Origin of the sequence: Asaia bogorensis NBRC 16594, assembly GCF_001547995.1 — a bacterium.
GTDB lineage: Bacteria > Pseudomonadota > Alphaproteobacteria > Acetobacterales > Acetobacteraceae > Asaia > Asaia bogorensis.
Map to the genome: position 1 here is coordinate 46493 of NZ_AP014690.1, position 16694 is coordinate 63186.

A 16694-nucleotide genomic window follows, 5' to 3' on the forward strand; every position below is an offset into this window, starting at 1 on the left:
CACGCGAAATATACGATCAGACACGCATACCCTACACTTCGTACTCGCCAAATTCGTATCTTTATACAATGACAATTGTCATGTAGTAAATCCAGAATCCAATTCTGACAGAAAGTCATTGAACGCGGTAAAGTCGATCACACTGGCATTGTCATGCACGTAACTTGCTAACTTGATTTTCCCGAAATTCTTTGTTTCATCCAATATTTTTTCTGCTGAAAAAGTCTTTCCATTTATGGTTACTGATTTTACATCATCGGGTAGTAAGTCCTCAATTGTAGTTTCCTTTTTTATCCCTACATGAGGAGTTTTCACAAGTGTTAATTTTTCTGTAATCTTATGTATTATTGTGGGGTCGGAGATCTGTATATTCTTTTTGTATAGGCTGTTTATCGCACAGATAGTATCTTTTCCTCCACTATCATTGTCGACGACTATTATTATCTTATTTTCATTAGGAGAGACTCTAAATTTACTAGATCTTTTCTTGTACAGGTTAAGGAAGTTTTTCAAATTCCCGGTCCCGCCAGTTAATCCAAGTGTTTTAGATGATGCTGAGTGAAATCGGAAAAATCGAGGTATTATTTCCAGTTTTCCAGAGTTGATTCGTTTAAGGTGAGGTAGAGATAAGGTCGAAGATCTGATGGCAGATTTTATATAGAGTATGTCAGAAGGCCCTTCCGTAAGGATAATGGGCTTTTCGTTCATATAAAAATTTTTAAATATCAAGAAATCTATGAATAGGTTATTGAATTGAGAATTTTTATCGTTCTTATATTCTGTAGAAAATTTTGCAGATCTTTTTCTAATATAGCTAATGTAGGATAACCTTCCCTCTATTACTCTCATGTAATCAGGTTTCTTTTTTTTATGACCGAGACTCGACGGGCAATTTTCCCCATAGTCGGACGTAATATCCGGTATGTGTGGTATTTTTCCTTTAAATAGGTAATCGCACATTGCTCGTGTTTGGAGGTAGTATTCTCTCGGAACGCTGGGGTGCTTATTGACGACTAGCCCAGTAACCATTTGCCTGCTCGAGCGTAGGCTCATGCGGGTTTTGGCCAAATTTGGTGGTAGCCCGGAGCGCGTCAGAATAGAGAGCAATTCGGGAGCAATAACCCACCCCTGAGGCACCGTTGTTGTAACTGACGCGATATCTGAGGGGAACTCTTTTAGGTTGGTCGATATGGTGATGTCATCGGCATATCGGCTATACGCGCACCTCCTGTGGCCTAAGAACCTAGACATGCGATTGTCGAAAAATTGGGAAAGAAGGTTTGCTATATGTGGCGACGTTGGACTGCCCTGAGGCAGTACATTGTTGAAGCAGGCTATCTGCGCAATAGTGGTGGCAACATCTGGATGAAGTGAGAAATCGTGATCTTTTATGAAAAAGGATCGTACTCTTCCAAAGTTATAATTATCAAAAAACTTCTCAATATCTATGTTAAAGACGTATCTTCTTTTCCTATGTAGTCTAGCGTTGTCGTATATATTGACTTCGCGCCTGAATCCCAAATGTAAAGATCGGTGAATTCCAGACGCTTTTTCGATATCATCTTCGCATTGATATAAGATCGCGAGTAGTCGAGTCTGTAGATTCTTCAGGCGTACGCAAGGAGCCATTATCTGGCGTGTACCACCCCTTTTCTTGCTAATGCAGAACTTGCTATATTTGGATACATCCGGAATTTTGAATAGTGTATAAGCTAGACTGCTCGGTTTAACTCCTAGGAGGTGAGCTAAATCTGAGCGATTTCTACAGGCTTTCAAATCGTCTAGCATATCGGATCGTGAACACTCTTTTGCGATAACGGAGTCATTTCGACATTAAGATATCGTATTCCTGTTGGGTATACTACAAGCAAGCGGCGCCTGCGTACTTCTCAACCACCGAGAAACTCAGCGGAAAAATCTGTTCACGATCCTGTATATAGAGATGGCGCAAACCATCTAAGATTGCAATCCTATGAACTCAATACTTTTTTAAGGTCGCTGGCTTGCGAGTTATTGCCGAACCGATGATAGGCTTCCGGATTGCATATAAGCAGTCCGGTCTTGGATCGCCTCAACCCCTGCCCGGTAGACGAAACCCATGTTGAGATGGATCCTGAGGCCGGCGACACCCTTCACCGTATCCGCCGTGACAACCAAGCCGCATAGATTTCGGTGGTTTTGACCGAGCTGTGACCGAGTTGCTGGGATACATCATAGATCGAGGCGCCTTGTTGCAGGGCACGGATGGCGTAGGTGTGTCTCAGGTCGTGGCAGCGGAAGTGGCGGGCTTTGTCCGGTATGGCGCTGGCTAAAAGCACGCGGAAGCGGCCTGGGACGTTGGTGTAGCGCTGTCCTGACGGGTTGCGGAAGACGTAGCCGCTCGCGTTTTCCGGGCGGCTGCGTTGCAGCTCTCTGGCCTGCCTGGGCGAGAGTCTGACCACGCGGGGCGATCTCGTCTTCGTTCTGGCGAAGGTCACGGTGGGGCAGGGGGCGTTGAGGTCCAGCTGCTCCCATGAAAGCGAGGCGGCCTCTTCTTGCCGGCAGCCGGTCCGGGCCAGAAAGCGAATCATGTCGCGCATGCCGGGTGGAGCGCGACGCGTCAGGCGTGCGAGGTCGCGTAAGGCCACGGGCCTGATGGGTTCGCGGCGCTCCTTGATCTCTTCCATTTCGTCCGGCACCGGATTGGCGGTAATCCAGCCGGCGCGACGCGCCACGCGCATGATGCGGCCCATCACCATCAGGTCGCGGCGTATGGTGGCACCGGAGGTCTTGGTGCGTCGTCTGGCCGCAACGAACTCATGCACGTCGCGGGAGGTAATCAGGCTGATATCCCGCCCCGCGAAATAGGGGTGGAGCTGCCGCAGGCTCGTGCGGTATCTCGTTTGGGTGCTGGGGCGCAGATCGGCAAATTGCAGCTCCTCCCACCGCACCACGGCGTCTTCCCAGTTCCTGACCTCAGGAGGCTTTAAGCCGGCGCGTTGATCTTCCGCCTTTTCGAGCAGCTCTTTGAGCCGCTGCCGGGCTGTACGCCGATCAGTCGTGCGTAGCGATCGGCGGATGTCGCGCCCTTTGATCTGGATCCGAGCGTAATAGGTGCCGTTTGCGGCCTGGTAGAGATTGCTGGACACGACGGCCTGCTGGCCTCCTGATCGAGATAGTCGTCAATCGCTGACGTCGTTATGCGCCAGACAGAACCGATCTTGGCGGCGCGTAGAGCGCCCGTGGCGCAAAGCTTCTGGATGAGGCGCGGCGACACGCGCAGCTCGTTCGCCACCTCTGCCGCCGTCTTGCGTATGTGGGTCATGAGTCCTCCTCAAAGTCGGAAGTCTTCAGGGCATCGAGCGTCCGAAGTTGCGTCTCAAGATCGCGGCAGCGCAGCCAGATACGGGCAGAACTCACGGTCTGATGCAGGAGAAACAGGATCAGGCATGCTGTGATCGGATTTCGCGCGATCGCGCTCCAGAGCATTTTGGTCATGACCGTCCCAGACGCCCGTGACGGGCCAGTAGGGCTAGAACAGGATTGGCATTAGGGGCGTCAGGAATGATGCTGCGCCCTTGGGCGGCACGTTCCATCTGCTCGGCCTCGTGGCGCTTGTCGGCCGCAGCGTTTCGCCACAGGCGTTCGGCTGCGGTGCGCCCGGCAAAGCCTGCCTGTTCGGCCAGGCTATTCATATAGGATGCCATGGCCCGCTTGGCCTTGATGGTATCGCGCCCGGTGAGCGGTGGTGTGGTTGGTCTGTCGGGGAGAAAAACGGTTTGAACCGGCGATGCTGACATCGACTTGCGCTCCATCGTGGACGAACGACGAAGCTATTACCGGCGGTAATTATAGTAGGCAAGAATTTTCTTACCGGCGGTAAGATTAATTTTTAAGGGCGGAGATCATCTTAAGGAGGATATCTTGCTGTTCTGGAGGGAGGTCGCGAGCCTGTATAAGAATCTCACGCTCCTTTTCGGTCTGAGCTTTCACTTCTGCTTCGGGCTCGTCTCCGGTCAAAAGCCAGCCAATCGATCTGCCCAAAGCTTCTAAAAGCGCTGGAACGCGCTCCCTCCTAGGCGAAGAACGCCCAGTCTCGTATTGGGCGATCGCGTTTTCCGTAACGCCGATCATGCCGCCAAGTTGAGCTTGGGTAAAGCCCAAATGTTCGCGTTGTGTTCTTATTCTGAGTCCCATCGCTATTGCGGCTGGTGTCGGGGGATTCTTCCTGGATTTCGCACTGCTCATATCCAATTTGATGGCAGATTCCTGACGAGGGCCCACCTTAATTGTCTTGCTTACCATACTTACCGCCGGTAATGTATTGATATGCGTGATCCTATCCTTTCGGACATTCTCAGTCGCAAAGGCGCTGTTAAGCAAATGGCAGCGGCCTGCAAAATTTCTCATGCGGCAGTTTCGCAATGGGAAAGAGTGCCGAAACGACACCTTCACGCCGTGTCGCGTGAAGTGGGCGTTCCCCCCGAAACACTTCGGCCTGATCTCTTCAATTCTGTCGCACAAAGGAATGCAGCATGAGAATCCATCATGCTCTGCAGGCTATTGGCTGCATGTCGCGCCGTCATCCGAAGGGTGTCCGGGCAAGATCGCCTCACTCCCCACCGGGCTCCATCGGATCGAGGGCCCAGCCATGACCACGCACGCAATCAAGACGGCCACGCAGGCTGTCATTCGCGCTGTGGGCGGTGTCGATGCGGCGGCGAGTTTCGTCCGCGTAGGGCGGTCGCAGCTTTCAGACTACCAGAACCGCCATTCGCAATCGGTTGTGCCGGTCGATGTTGCCATCGAGATGGATCGCTGCGCGCAGGAGCCGATCGTTCTGGCCGCCATGGCGCTGGCTGAGGGGTATATCCTCACCCCGCTCAAGGTGGGTGAGGGCGATCTCGCTATTGATATCGAGAAGGTATCGCACAGCTTCAATGAAACCATCGCCACGACGCTTCGCGTGCTGGCGGATGGTGTTGTCGAGACGCATGAAGTCACGGCCATGCGGGCCACGCTTTCAAGCCTGCATCGTGCCGTAGGGCATGCCCTGCATAATCTGCGCGCCACTGAGAAGGCGATGGAAGAACCCGTCGCAGCGCTGCGGGGTGTGTCATGAGCGGCGCTCTTGCCTCCGCCCGTAGCCTCGGCTTGCGCGGCAAATCGGCCAGTTCGGGCGAGCAGGCTCAGGCCAACGCCATTTTCAACAGACTGTGCCGAACCCGTATTGCACGGGTCGCCCTCGCCGGGCTGATCGGTCGCCAGCCTGGCACGGTGGTCAAATGGCATCAAGTGCCGTCGAACCATGTGCGTCCTTTCCTGCGAGCCTATGAAAGCGGCAGGCTGGAGCGGGCAATCAGGGCGATGTCACCTGTCGTGACATCCGCCGAATGCCGCCAGGCACGCGATATCGTGCGCAGGATACGCGCCCGGCGTGGCGGCAAGAGAGTTCTGGGTGAGGCGCTCAAGGTCGCGCCTGACAGCGTGAAGTTCTGGAATGAAATCCCGTTGCGTCATGTGCGTGCCGTACTCGCTTGTTTAGGGGCCGATCGTGGCTTGGCTGAAAGCGATGTGCCGCCGGTCAAACCCTCGGCCAGCACGGCACAGGTGTCGGGCGTGTGGCATCGCAAGTGCCTCTATTGCGGCGCAGACTTTTCGGTGAACTCGCCATTCATCCGCCGGTGCGAAACGCATAGGGGGCAAGGCTGATGGCTCGTCCTGCGCTCGATCGCACCCGTCTTGCACCTGCCGTGCAAGGCTATCACCGCAGGGGCTTCCCGGCACGGCTCATTGCCATGCGCCTTGGCATTTCCGAGCGCACCACGCGCGGCATGCTTAAGGCGCTGGGGCTGACCGCACCACGCCCCCAAAGCCGACAGATCATGGAGATACGTCATGGGTGACGTTCAACCGCTCGGGCATCTGGCCTCGGTCAATGAGCCCGAAAACATGCAGGCCGAGGCGGCGCTACTGGGCGCCATCCTGACCAACGGTCGCCGCGCGCTGCCCATGGTCGAGGAATATCTGCGTCCCGAGCATTTCTACGAGCCGCTCAATGGCGTGATTTACGCTGCCGCGCTCCGCATGCACATGGCGGGTGTCGAGCCTAATGTGATCCTGATCCGCAACGAGATCAGCGATTCCGAAGTGCTCATGGGGCGTGACGTGGCGGAATATCTTGGCCAGATCATGATGGCCACGGTTGGCATTCTCAATGCCGGCGATTATGGGCGTGCCATCTTCGATGCCTGGACGCGCCGCCAGCTGCGTAATCATTGCATCGATGTTTCCCGGCTTTGCCTGACCCCTGGTGGCCAGACGGGCGAGGATCTCGTCGAGCAGATGGAAGCCGGATTGCTCGAAATCGCCCAGAACATGCGCGAGAGCCTGCCGAATGTGACGATCTCCGAGGCGATCCGCGAGGCGATTGCCTGCGGGCAGGAGAACCTGCTGCGCGGCTCGGCACTGGCCGGGCTGTCATGGGGCTATCCCGCCATGGACCGGATGACAGGCGGCCTACTGGGCGAGGGGCTGTATGTGATCGGCGCCCGCCCGGCCATGGGCAAGACCGCTTTTGCCCTGGGCGTGGCCATGCGCGTTGCAGCGCTCGGTGAGCGCGTGTTGTTCTGGTCCGGTGAGATGGCGGCGCGTCAGATCGGCGCACGTGCCGGTGCGGCTTATGCGGGACTTTCCACGCTCTCGGTCTTTGCCGGGCGGCGATACGATATTCCTGAAGATATTGAGACGGGACTGCGTGTCCCGCTCGATGGATGGCAATGGCAGGATCTTCAGGCGGGCGAGAAAGCTGCCGAGGCCGTGCCGCTTGAACTGGATGTTCGTTCCGGCCTGACCGTAGCCGGGCTGCGGTCGCGTGCGCGTCGGATGAGGCGCAGCAAGCGCGGGCTCGGCCTTATCGTACTCGATTATGTCGGGCTCATGCATGGCAGCGATGCCGCGCGCCGTCGCGGGCGCTATGAGGAAATGACCGAGATCAGCGCCGGGCTCAAATCCCTCGCCAAGGAACTCGGCATTCCCATCATCGCACTGGCCCAGCTCAACCGCGAGGTAGAGAAGCGCGAGGACAAGCGCCCGACCGAGGCCGATCTGCGCGATAGCGGCGGGCTAGAGCAGGACGCCGATCTCGTCGCGTTTCTTTATCGCGACCACTATTATCTCAGGAAAGAGGCCAGTGGTGACGGGCTACAGAGGCGCGACAAGGAAACGGCCGAGCAGTTCGCCAATCGCTGCTCTGAATTCCAGTTCCGCCTGCAGCAGTCGGTCGGCAAGGCGCAGATCTTGATCCGCAAGAACCGCCATGGCGGGACCGGGTCGGTGCGCCTGCGCTTCGATGACGACAGCACCTGGTTTCGCGACGAGACCGAAGACCCGCGCAGCCCTGCCTGGGCTTGTCGGGACGGTGCAGCATGACGCGCCCCGCTTCGCCTCGCCCTGTCTCGCGCCGCCGCTACGGTATCCACGCCCGCGCCATCATGGCCGATCCGCGCTGGTCGGTTCTCCCGCTCGCCGCGCGCGGCATGTGGCTGCATCTGGCCGATATCGCCGATGTCGTCACCGAGCTGCGTGCGCCTGTACGCGGCCAGGCGCTGACCGTGCCTGATCTGGCCCGCCTGCTGGCAGCAGACCCGGCCGAGGTGATCGGCGCCGTGTCGCATCTGGTCAATCGAGACATTATCGAGCCCGTCGCGGACGGGTATCGTCTGAAAGCCTATTGAGATGTCCAAATCTTCGATCGAAAGACGGGCGCTTGCCATGGTCGCCAGTGACCTGCGCCTGTTCACGTTGGCCGCTGAGGCTGTCGTCGTATGGGTGCGTCTGATCTCGGCCATTCTGGAATATGGTGCTGACGGCATCCTGCACGCCGGTAAGGACGGTGCGCCCGATCTCGCGGCGCTTGCGCGCTTCCGGTTTCATGTGACGGAAACCCAGCTCGAAACCTACATGGAAACCTACGCCAGAACCCGGCTGATAACCTATGACGCGGCAAGCGGGCTGGTCGGTCTGCCTGAGACGCTCCAGCCGACACGACGCGCCATTGCCTCGCGACTGAACGGCAAAAAGGGCGGAAGACCGCCGAAAAACGTCAATCCATCGCCGCAGCACGACCCGCGCCAACGTACCGCCATGATGCCGATCTCAGGAGGAAAAACCGTGTCTTGCGAAACCCAGCACAAAACCCAAGGCTCCTACGCGCGCGATAAGCTTGGCTTAGCTTGTAATATAAGCTCTGAAGATAAAGCTAAGCTTGGGACGCAGGTGAGTGACGCGCAAATCGACACGGCCTATCAGCGCATCGGCCCCATGGCGTTCGAAGCGGCCGGGTTCGACCCGGCGCGCGACATGGGCAATTACCGCGTCGTCCGCCAATGGGTGGCCGATGCCCTGCATGACGGGTTGAGCCCCGAGGAAACCGAACGCCTGATCCTGGGCGTGGTGGAAAGCGTGGCAGAACGTCAGCGCAGTAAAGGCGCTTCGATCAGCCATCTGGGCTATTTCGGCAAGGCGATCGGCACTGCGATCGCAAACCGCGATGTGCCTGACGCGCCACTGAGCGAGGCCGAGATCGAGGCTGATCGCGCGTGGAAACGCGACATGGATACATGGCGCGAGCGTGTGGCGTCGGGCGTTGCGGGTGCGGTTAATGAGCCGATTCCGAACCGTGCCGAGTACCTCGAGCGCGTAAGGGTGGCCGCATGAGCAAGATGCCCTTGCGTTTCGATCCCGAGCGCAGCCTGCCGGAGCAGGTGGGCGAATGGCTTGACGAAGCGGCCCTCACGCTTGCGGCCCTTCCCGCCGCTGGTCTGCGCCCAGCCGGTGCGAGAAGCACATGGCCGGACTATCTGCGCGATCTGGAAGATCTTGGCTGGGATCGTGAGAGCGATGAGTTCCTGCCCAGGCCGACCGCCGATCAGATCGACCGACTGGATAATGTGCTCACCTGGATACCGCTGGTCGAGGATCGCAAGCTGCGAACAGTGGTCAATATGCGCCTGATCGTTCACCGGATCTCGGGGCGGCATAAGTGGGAATGGCGGAAGATCGGGCCTAAACTCGGCGTTGATCACAAGACTGCACAGGCGTGGCACCAGCGCGCCTGTGTAGTCATCGCAAAAAAAATCAAGCCGTCTGCATTTTCTACTACCCACATTCCCCAATTTGCAGATATTTGAGACCCAAGATCGCGAGACGCTTACCCATTCGGGCAGGCGTCTTTTTTTGTGCCTGATTTCTGGAGTGACGATCCATGGCGGTCCGCGGATTGCAGTGCGTCCTGCCAGCAGTTCGTAGCGTCAAAACCGGTATTGCAACGGCGCTGCCGAAGCAGGCAAAAACCATCTATCTCTCGCCCGAATGGCGTGGCCTGATGTCCCGCCTTCTGGCCCAACGTGGCCGCCGCTGCGAGGCCTGCGGCCGTACCGGCTGCCGGATCTTTGGCGATCATATCCATGAACTGAAAGACGGCGGCGCGCTGCTCGATCCGGGCAATGTCCGGCTGCTCTGCGGCTCCTGCCACAGCACCAAGACCGCCCGCGTTCGGGCGATCCGTTGGCGTGAAACCGTTTAGGATGCGAGTCAGGCCTTTTGTTTTGAGCTCTCCTGGCCTCGGCGAGAACCATCGAGCTCGCACCACAGCATGTGAGCGGCAGCCACAATGGCTGGACCGATGAAGAGGCCTACAAGGCCGAGCATGTGCAGGCCCCCCAGGATGGCAATCATCGTGTGCAGGAACGGCAGGCGGGTCTCGTCGGAGATAAACTTCGGACGGGCAAAATGCTCACCGCAGAACAGAACGAAGAGTCCCCAGCCTGCAACGGCAATGCCCATGTTCATCGACCCTGAAGCCGCAACGATGCCGCCGACGAGAATTGCCGCCGGATAGCCGCAGAAGGGGATCGACGCAGCAATGGCTAGAAGGATCGTCAGGATGACCGCATGGCTGGCATCTGCAATGAAGATCAAAGGCGAGCAGACAAGCGCCTCGCCGATACCAACGAGAACCAGTCCGTTGACGGCACCACGAATGCTGCGAACGATGTGCAGAAGAATGTCGTCACGCTGGGTGAGCTCGATACTGACCCTGCGAAGAGATGAAGTGACACGTCCGTAGGAAAGAAGGCAGCATGCTGCGGTCAGCATGGCAATGAAAAAGGCTTCCAGGAGATGCGGGATACTTTTGAGGATCTTGAAAGCCGCGAGCCCCGCGATCTTGGAGACCGACTTGGCCTGGGCCTTGGCCATCTTCATGATCTGTTGCGGGTCGATTTTGTTTGCGAGGCTTGCTGGAAGCACGCTTTTGACCTTGTCGATCCGGGTTGAGACGGCAGGCGGCAGGGCTGGCGTCGCACTGTCGCCAGAGCCTGCTTCTTCCCCATTATGATCTGTCGGCTCGGGCTTCCCCGCACTCTCGTCGTTCTGCGGCGATGCGGCACGATCTTGCGCGGCTGCGTCAGGACCGTTTGCTGGGGCCGATGTCGGGTGAGGAGCGATGAGATGGTGGGCTTTTTCCGAAAGCGATCCGATTTCGGTCACCGCGCCATAACCCGCTATGCCAGCCATGATCGTGAAGAGCACGCAGGTCAGTCCGATAAGGCTGATGGCCGCCATCTTCGCACCGATAAACTGTCCGAGTTTGCGCTGTATCGGCCGTACAGCAATGGCGATGACTGCGCCCCATGCCAAAGCGACAATAAGCGAGAACGAGATCCAGATTGCCCCGGCATAGATCGCAACGCCCATGCTGATGAGTGCGAGATACTTTACCCAGGGATGACGTTCAGAAATGAGACGAGAGGCCATCTGACCATGTGTTCCTTTTATCGGTTGGTGTGCGGTCGGAGTCGGGAGCGCAATGTTAAGTGGCCGCGGGAGGGACAGGATCGACCGTAACCGCCACCCCGCTTTGCAACAGGTCTTTAGCCTCTTCCGTACTGCCTACCGCTGGCGGTGAGCCTCGCAAAGGCATTCCTGCCGTTTCACGAACGGTCAGCATTGTAACGATGCCGATGAATGCTGCGCCCATCAGGTACCAGGCGGGCATGTCCAGATATGTTGTCTTCTTTACCAGCCAGGCCATCAGAAGCGGTGTCGTCCCGCCGAAGAGAGAAACGGACAAGTTGAATGCTACCGAGAGGGCCGTATAGCGAATCGGGGTGTAGAACAATGCTGGCAGTGTAGATGGCATGGAGCTCGTGAACCCGGCCAGGGCAATGCCGAGCAGCATCAATCCCAGAAAGATCAAGCTATCGGAGTGACTCTGAATGAGATGGAAACAAGGGATTGCAAGAAGCAGTAAGGCAGCTGACGCGCCCAGGATCATTGGTCGGCGCCCGATGCTATCGCTCAGGAAACCGCCAATAATATTGATCGGCATCATGAGGATCATCACGACGATGATGAGGATCAGGCCCTTGCTCTCTGCGTAGCCAAGAGAAACGGTCATATAGCTCGGGATGTAGGCGAGCAGCATATAATCAGTGACATTAAAAACGAGAACGAGGCCCACGCACTTCGCCAGTTGCCGCCAGTGCATGGCAAACAGGTGGCGCCAGCCCGGACGGGCATTCTCGCGCTTTTCAGCTTCGAGCGCATACGCTTTGAATGAGGGTGTCTCTTCCAGTCTTGTGCGGGCGTACAGGCCCAAAAGCCCCAGAGGTGCCGCGAGAAGAAAAGGAATACGCCATCCCCACGCGAGCATCGTCTCTTCGCTCAGACTCACCTGCAACAGCGTCACGAGACCAGCGCCGGCGACATATCCTGCAAGCGTACCGAACTCGAGCCAGCTTCCCATCAAGCCTCTACGACGATCGGTCGAGTATTCGGCGATGAACGTTGCGGCGCCTCCGTATTCTCCACCGGTCGAAAAGCCCTGAACGAGGCGCGCTGCAAGCAGGGCTATCGGGGCCCAAATACCGATAGTGGCGTAGGAGGGAATCAAACCGATCGCAAAAGTCCCAAGCGCCATGGCAATCATCGTGGCGGCCAGCACTCGCTGCCGACCGTATTTATCACCGAGCGGACCGAAAATGACTCCACCGATAGGCCGTATGAGGAAGGCGATCGAGAACGTGGCGAGCGTGGCAATCAGGCTTATCGAGGCGTCGGTGTCTGGGAAAAAGATCTTGCCCAATGTCACGGCGATATAGCCGTAGACCCCGAAATCGAACCACTCCATGGCATTACCCAATGCCGCGGCACCGACGGCACGCCTGAGCATGTCAGAGTCGACTACGGTGATATCCTGATGGTTGAGCTGGCGCCTGTGTTTGAACCATCCGAGATGTGGATGAGAACTTGGATCTTTCGTCATTGAGCAGGCTCCCTCCCTGGTTTGAGGGAGCGGTTTTTGCTGCAGGGTACGAACCCCGCATTCACTGACATCAAGGAAATCATGCAGTTACAATATCAGGAACCCCTTAAGATGTCGAAAATGTAATCTGTCCCGACTGGTGGGCAGACACTTTCGGCGGCTCCAAGACGGCCCGCGTCCGGGCCATCCGCACCCGCGAAACCTCGCCCCGCTAACCCCGAGGGGGCGGGTCAAAAGTCCGGCCGGATCCTACCCCCGCAACCGCGCAAGGCTCAGCGGCAGATTTTCCGGTCTATCAAGGAAATCAAGTTATCAAGGAAAGGGAGCAGAAATGGCTCACGGTGGCGCACGTCCTGGCGCCGGACGCAAAAAGGGCAGCCGGAACAAGAAGCAGGTGGACTGGAACGGCCCGCTCGTGGTCGATCCCTCCGCACTTGCGCCCGGCCTCGATGCCCTGAGCGGCATGAACCCGCAGGATCTGGCATCCTGTTCGCCGCTGGCCTTCCTCACGCATATCTACCGCAATCGCGGCCTGGCCGCCGCCATCCGCGCCGACGCCGCCAAAGCCGCGCTCCCCTACGCTCATGCCCGCCTCGCAGCCCCGCGCGATGATCAACCCGCCTTGCCCGGCCTCGATAGCGGCTGGGGCGACGATCTGCCCCCGATCAACAGAAGGAACTGACCATGCTGGATCTGAGCCGGAAGGACTGGGAGGCGCGTGTGCGTGCCGGCCGGTCCCTCCTGCCGGATCTGAAGCCCGTCAATCCCGATCTCGCGGCGCGGGCCGTGCGCTGCTTCGATCGGCTGCGCATCCCTGATGTGCCCGGCACGCCTGCCATGGCGCAAGCCTGCGGCGACTGGTTCCGCGAAATCGTCTCGGCCCTGTTCGGCGCGCTCGACCCCGACACAGGTGTGCGTGCCATCCAGGAGCTGTTTCTTCTGGTACCGAAAAAGAACAGCAAGACCACGAACGGCGCAGGGCTGATGCTGACGGCCGTGATCGTGAATGAACGCCCCAACGCCGAGTTTCTGATCGTCGCACCCACCAAGGAAATCGCCGATCTCGCCTTCAGCCAGGCGCTCGGCATGGTGCAGAACGACCGCACGCTGATGCGCTGCTTTCAGGTGCAGCAGCATCTCAAGCGCCTCAGGTTTCATGCGACAGGCGCGACCCTGCAGGTCAAGGCCTTCAGTCCGGACGTCATGACCGGCGTAAAGCCTGCAGGCGTGCTGGTGGACGAGCAGCACGTCATCGCCATGCGCAACGATGCGGGCAGCGTCATGCGCCAGATACGCGGCGGCATGATCTCGCAGCCCGAGGCGTTCCTCGCCATCATCACCACCCAGAGCGACGGGCCGCCTCGGGGCGTGTTTGCGCAGGATCTGATCCGTGCCCGCGAGATACGCGACGGCAAACGCTTCCAGCCGGTTCTGCCGGTCCTGTACGAATTGCCGCCCGATATCCAGCAGCCCTCCAAACTGCCCGGCGAGGCCGCGCCCTGGGAAGATCCCGCGTACTGGCCGATGGTGCTGCCCAATCTCGGCCGGTCGATCACGCTGGACCGCCTGAAGCGCGAGTATGAGGACGCCCGCGAGAAAGGCGTGGGCGAGCTGGCCAGCTGGGCGTCGCAGCATCTCAATGTCGAGATCGGCCTTGCCCTGCGCTCCGATCGCTGGGTGGGGGCCGATTACTGGCAGGGCGCAGGCGATGACACGCTGACCCTCGAGGCCCTGATCGAACGCTGCGAGGTGATCGTGGCGGGCATCGACGGCGGCGGCCTCGACGATCTGCTTTCGCTGGCAGTTCTCGGGCGCGATACCATCACGGGCCAATGGCTGCACTGGCAGAAAAGCTGGGTGTTCGAGGGCGTGCTGGCGCTTCGCAAGCGTGAGGCCAGCCAGCTGCGCGACTTCGAGACACAGGGCGATCTGGTCATCACCGCCGAGCCCGGCACCGATATCGAGCAGCTGGTGGCGGTCCTCGGCACGATCGACCATAGCAACAAGCTCGCGATCGTCGGGCTCGACCCGATGGGCGTGGGCGCCATTGTCGATGCGCTGGCCCAGATCGGCATCGCCCATGAGCGTGTGGTGGGCATCTCTCAGGGCTGGACGCTCTCGGGCGCCATCAAGACCGCCGAGCGCAAGCTGGCAGATGGCACGCTCTGCCACGGGGCAAGGCCGATCATGGCCTGGGCCGTCTCGAACGCGAAGGTGGAGCCCAGGGGCAATGCCATCATCATCACCAAACAGGCGGCGGGCTATCTCAAGATCGACCCGCTGATGGCGCTGCTCAATGCGGTGACGCTGATGAGCCGCAACCCCGAGCCGCCCGGTGGCGGCCGAATGGATGATTTTCTTTCAACCGGGATCATTGCCGTATGAGCATCGCCACGAGACTGCGCGGCATGGCCTACAAGGCCGCAAGCGCGGCTTTCCAGTCCGTTACGGGCGTACCCCTCACCGATCTGCGCCTCGGCGCTTTCATGGCGGGCGGGCCAAGCATTTCCGGCCAGCGTGTCTCGGTCGATACCGCGCTGCAACTCGATACGGTCTGGGCCTGTATCCGGCCCCTGTCCGAAACCATCGGCTCGATGCCGCTCAAGCTGCACGAACAGCAGGGTGACGGGCAATCGTCCCTGGCCCGCGATCACCCGCTTTACCGGGTGCTGGCCCGCGCGCCGAATGCCGATATGACGCCCATCGAGTTCTGGTCGTGCATGGCCGCGTGCTGCCTCGCCTGGGGCAATGGCTTCGCCCAGATCATGCGGCGCGGTGACGGACAGATCCTGGCGCTCAATCCGCTGCGCCCTGACCGGATGACGGTGCAGCGCGATCCCAGCACCGGGGCGGTGGTCTATCGCTACAGCTATCAGGGCAAGACACTCGTGCTCGATGAGGGCGACATCTTCCACATCAAGGGCTTCTGTTTTGACGGGCTCATGGGCATTTCGCCGATCACGGCGGGACGGCAATCCATCGGGGCCGCGCTCGCCGCCGAGGAAACGGCCGGGCGCATGTTCCGCAACGGCCTGCTCTCGCAGACCTATATTTCCGCTCCGACCTATCTGAGCGCAGCGCAAAAGGAACAGGCAAAGGCAATCCTCGCCGATTACTCGGGCGCGATCAACGCGGGCAAGACGCCCCTGCTCGAGGGCGGGTGGAAGGTCGAAAGCATCGGACTCAGGGCCGAGGATCTGCAACTCCTGCAAACCCGTTAGCTGGGCGTCGCCACGCTTTGCCGGTGGTTCGGGGTGCAGCCGGTCATGATCGGGGCGATGGAAAAATCCACGGCCTGGGGCACCGGGCTGGAACAAATGAATCTCTGGTTCCTGCAATATGGTCTCATGCCCTGGCTGCAACGCATCGAACAGGCCGTTTCGCGCTGCCTGCTCTCGCCTGCCGAGCGTGACCGGTATTTCGCCCGGTTCAATGTCGATGCGCTGTTGCGCGGCGATAGCACGGCGCGGGCGGGCTACATGCAGACCGCGCTGCGCTCGGGCTGGATGACCGTCAACGAGGCCCGCGCCAATGACAACCTGCCCCCCATGCCGGGCGGCGATGTGCTCATGGTGCAGGCGCAGATGATCCCGCTCACCGATATCGGCAAGCCCCGCAACCTGACCGCCACAAGCGGGCAAGATCCGCCTGCCAGCAACCGACCGCCCGGCACGCAATCCGGCATCACGGGAGACGACAATGAATGACTATCTGGCCGCTGCCTTCGAGTGGAAGTTTGCGCCCGACGCGAAAGAAGGCAGTTTCGAGGGCTATGGCAGCGTGTTCGGCCATCAGGACGCGCATGGCGATATCGTCCTGCCCGGTGCCTTTGCCGAGACCCTGGCCGAGCGCAAGGCGCAGGGGCGCAGCATCCCGATGCACGTCATGCACGGCATCCTTGGCGGTGATGGCCTGCCGGTGGGTGTGTGGGAGGATGCCAGCGAAGATGCGCACGGGCTGCATCTGCGCGGGCGTCTGTCCGGCATGGATACCGATTACGGGCGCAGGCTTTACGGCCTGGTGAAAGACGGCGCGCTCGGTGGCCTCTCCATCGGCTTTTCCGTGCGCAAGAACGGCGCAACTCCCGGCACCGATCCGGGCGGCCCGCGCCGTCAGATCAGGGCCGCAAACCTGCACGAGGTCAGCCTGGTGGATGACCCGTCCAATGCCCTCGCCCGCGTGACTGAAATGCGCAGGCGGTTTTATCCGGTGGCTTCACTGCCGCCGGAACAGTCACCCGAATTACGCACGGCCGAACGGGAACTGATCGAGGCTCTTCGCTCGGGCTTCAGCCTGCCTGACCCACGCAGGGTCTGCCGGTCGGGCTGATCGCCCCCTCTCATCTCTCTCATACTGAACACAGAACAGGGCGCTTCGAGCGCCCTTT

18 protein-coding genes and 2 pseudogenes are annotated in these 16694 nt (G+C 59.2%); 12 read left to right on the top strand and 8 right to left on the bottom strand.

All coding sequences use genetic code 11. The features are described from left to right. Positions 1-78 precede the first annotated feature (78 nt). From Asbog_RS14105 to Asbog_RS00210, 6 genes and pseudogenes are all read right to left on the bottom strand, one after another. Positions 79-1788 (bottom strand): retron Ec67 family RNA-directed DNA polymerase/endonuclease, encoded by a 1710-nt coding sequence (locus Asbog_RS14105; RefSeq protein WP_083510621.1) that lies wholly within the window; start codon positions 1786-1788, stop codon positions 79-81. Between the two features lie 344 nt (positions 1789-2132). Continuing rightward, the gene (locus tag Asbog_RS00200) at positions 2133-3128 is read right to left on the bottom strand and encodes a tyrosine-type recombinase/integrase (RefSeq protein ID WP_062163647.1); all 996 of its coding nucleotides are present in this window, start codon (positions 3126-3128) and stop codon (positions 2133-2135) included. 29 nt (positions 3129-3157) lie between these two features. After that, positions 3158-3304: pseudogene (locus Asbog_RS14765) on the bottom strand (helix-turn-helix domain-containing protein); the annotation flags it as partial. Continuing rightward, positions 3301-3477, bottom strand: coding sequence for a hypothetical protein (locus Asbog_RS14440; protein WP_171840632.1), 177 nt, complete (start codon positions 3475-3477; stop codon positions 3301-3303). The gene Asbog_RS14440 and the pseudogene Asbog_RS14765, both read right to left, overlap by 4 nt. Further along, a complete protein-coding gene (locus Asbog_RS00205; RefSeq protein ID WP_062163648.1) occupies positions 3474-3779 on the bottom strand; it encodes a hypothetical protein in 306 nt (101 codons plus the stop codon). Before Asbog_RS00205 ends, Asbog_RS14440 begins: the two co-directional genes overlap by 4 nt. An 85-nt stretch (positions 3780-3864) precedes the next feature. After that, positions 3865-4389 (bottom strand): helix-turn-helix domain-containing protein, encoded by a 525-nt coding sequence (locus Asbog_RS00210; protein ID WP_146926405.1) that lies wholly within the window; start codon positions 4387-4389, stop codon positions 3865-3867. A 241-nt stretch (positions 4390-4630) separates the two neighbouring features. On the opposite strand from Asbog_RS00210, the gene Asbog_RS00215 reads away from it, so the two are divergent. The 8 genes from Asbog_RS00215 (at position 4631) to Asbog_RS00250 (ending at position 9565) form a co-directional block, all read left to right on the top strand. Continuing rightward, a complete protein-coding gene (locus Asbog_RS00215) occupies positions 4631-5101 on the top strand; it encodes a hypothetical protein (RefSeq protein ID WP_062165596.1) in 471 nt (156 codons plus the stop codon). Then, on the top strand, positions 5098-5691 hold the full coding sequence (locus tag Asbog_RS00220) for an LIM domain-containing protein (RefSeq protein WP_062163650.1): 594 nt from the start codon (positions 5098-5100) through the stop codon (positions 5689-5691). The genes Asbog_RS00215 and Asbog_RS00220 overlap by 4 nt, the downstream gene beginning before the upstream one ends. Beyond that, positions 5691-5885 (top strand): hypothetical protein, encoded by a 195-nt coding sequence (locus Asbog_RS00225; protein WP_062163651.1) that lies wholly within the window; start codon positions 5691-5693, stop codon positions 5883-5885. The genes Asbog_RS00220 and Asbog_RS00225 overlap by 1 nt, the downstream gene beginning before the upstream one ends. Continuing rightward, entirely contained in the window at positions 5878-7410 is a 1533-nt protein-coding gene (locus Asbog_RS00230) for a replicative DNA helicase (protein ID WP_062163652.1), read from the top strand. Before Asbog_RS00225 ends, Asbog_RS00230 begins: the two co-directional genes overlap by 8 nt. Further along, complete coding sequence (locus tag Asbog_RS00235) at positions 7407-7715, top strand: hypothetical protein (protein ID WP_062163653.1); 309 nt, start codon at positions 7407-7409, stop codon at positions 7713-7715. Before Asbog_RS00230 ends, Asbog_RS00235 begins: the two co-directional genes overlap by 4 nt. A gap of 1 nt (position 7716) precedes the next feature. After that, positions 7717-8697 carry a hypothetical protein gene (locus Asbog_RS00240; protein WP_062163654.1) on the top strand — a complete coding sequence of 327 codons (981 nt, stop codon included), beginning with the start codon at positions 7717-7719 and terminating at the stop codon, positions 8695-8697. Then, positions 8694-9170, top strand: a complete 477-nt coding sequence (locus Asbog_RS00245; protein ID WP_062163655.1) for a DUF6362 family protein — start codon at positions 8694-8696, stop codon at positions 9168-9170. Before Asbog_RS00240 ends, Asbog_RS00245 begins: the two co-directional genes overlap by 4 nt. Positions 9171-9244: 74 nt before the next feature. After that, entirely contained in the window at positions 9245-9565 is a 321-nt protein-coding gene (locus tag Asbog_RS00250) for an HNH endonuclease signature motif containing protein (RefSeq protein WP_062163656.1), read from the top strand. 8 nt (positions 9566-9573) lie between these two features. On the opposite strand, the gene Asbog_RS00255 is transcribed toward Asbog_RS00250, so the two are convergent. Together Asbog_RS00255 and proP are read right to left on the bottom strand one after the other, a co-directional pair. Further along, positions 9574-10797, bottom strand: a complete 1224-nt coding sequence (locus Asbog_RS00255) for an AI-2E family transporter (RefSeq protein ID WP_062163657.1) — start codon at positions 10795-10797, stop codon at positions 9574-9576. Positions 10798-10852: 55 nt separating this feature from the next. After that, complete coding sequence (gene proP / locus Asbog_RS00260) at positions 10853-12307, bottom strand: glycine betaine/L-proline transporter ProP (RefSeq protein WP_062163658.1); 1455 nt, start codon at positions 12305-12307, stop codon at positions 10853-10855. Between the two features lie 331 nt (positions 12308-12638). On the opposite strand from proP, the gene Asbog_RS00265 reads away from it, so the two are divergent. The 4 genes and pseudogenes from Asbog_RS00265 to Asbog_RS00285 all read left to right on the top strand — a co-directional run bounded on the left by Asbog_RS00265 (position 12639) and on the right by Asbog_RS00285 (position 16636). Further along, positions 12639-12989 (top strand): hypothetical protein, encoded by a 351-nt coding sequence (locus Asbog_RS00265; RefSeq protein WP_062163659.1) that lies wholly within the window; start codon positions 12639-12641, stop codon positions 12987-12989. Between the two features lie 2 nt (positions 12990-12991). Then, on the top strand, positions 12992-14692 hold the full coding sequence (locus Asbog_RS00270; protein ID WP_062163660.1) for a terminase large subunit: 1701 nt from the start codon (positions 12992-12994) through the stop codon (positions 14690-14692). Between the two features lie 101 nt (positions 14693-14793). Further along, a pseudogene (locus Asbog_RS14115) lies at positions 14794-16014 on the top strand (phage portal protein). Continuing rightward, the gene (locus tag Asbog_RS00285; RefSeq protein WP_062163663.1) at positions 16007-16636 is read left to right on the top strand and encodes an HK97 family phage prohead protease; all 630 of its coding nucleotides are present in this window, start codon (positions 16007-16009) and stop codon (positions 16634-16636) included. The pseudogene Asbog_RS14115 and the gene Asbog_RS00285 overlap by 8 nt, the downstream one beginning before the upstream one ends. Positions 16637-16694 lie beyond the last annotated feature (58 nt).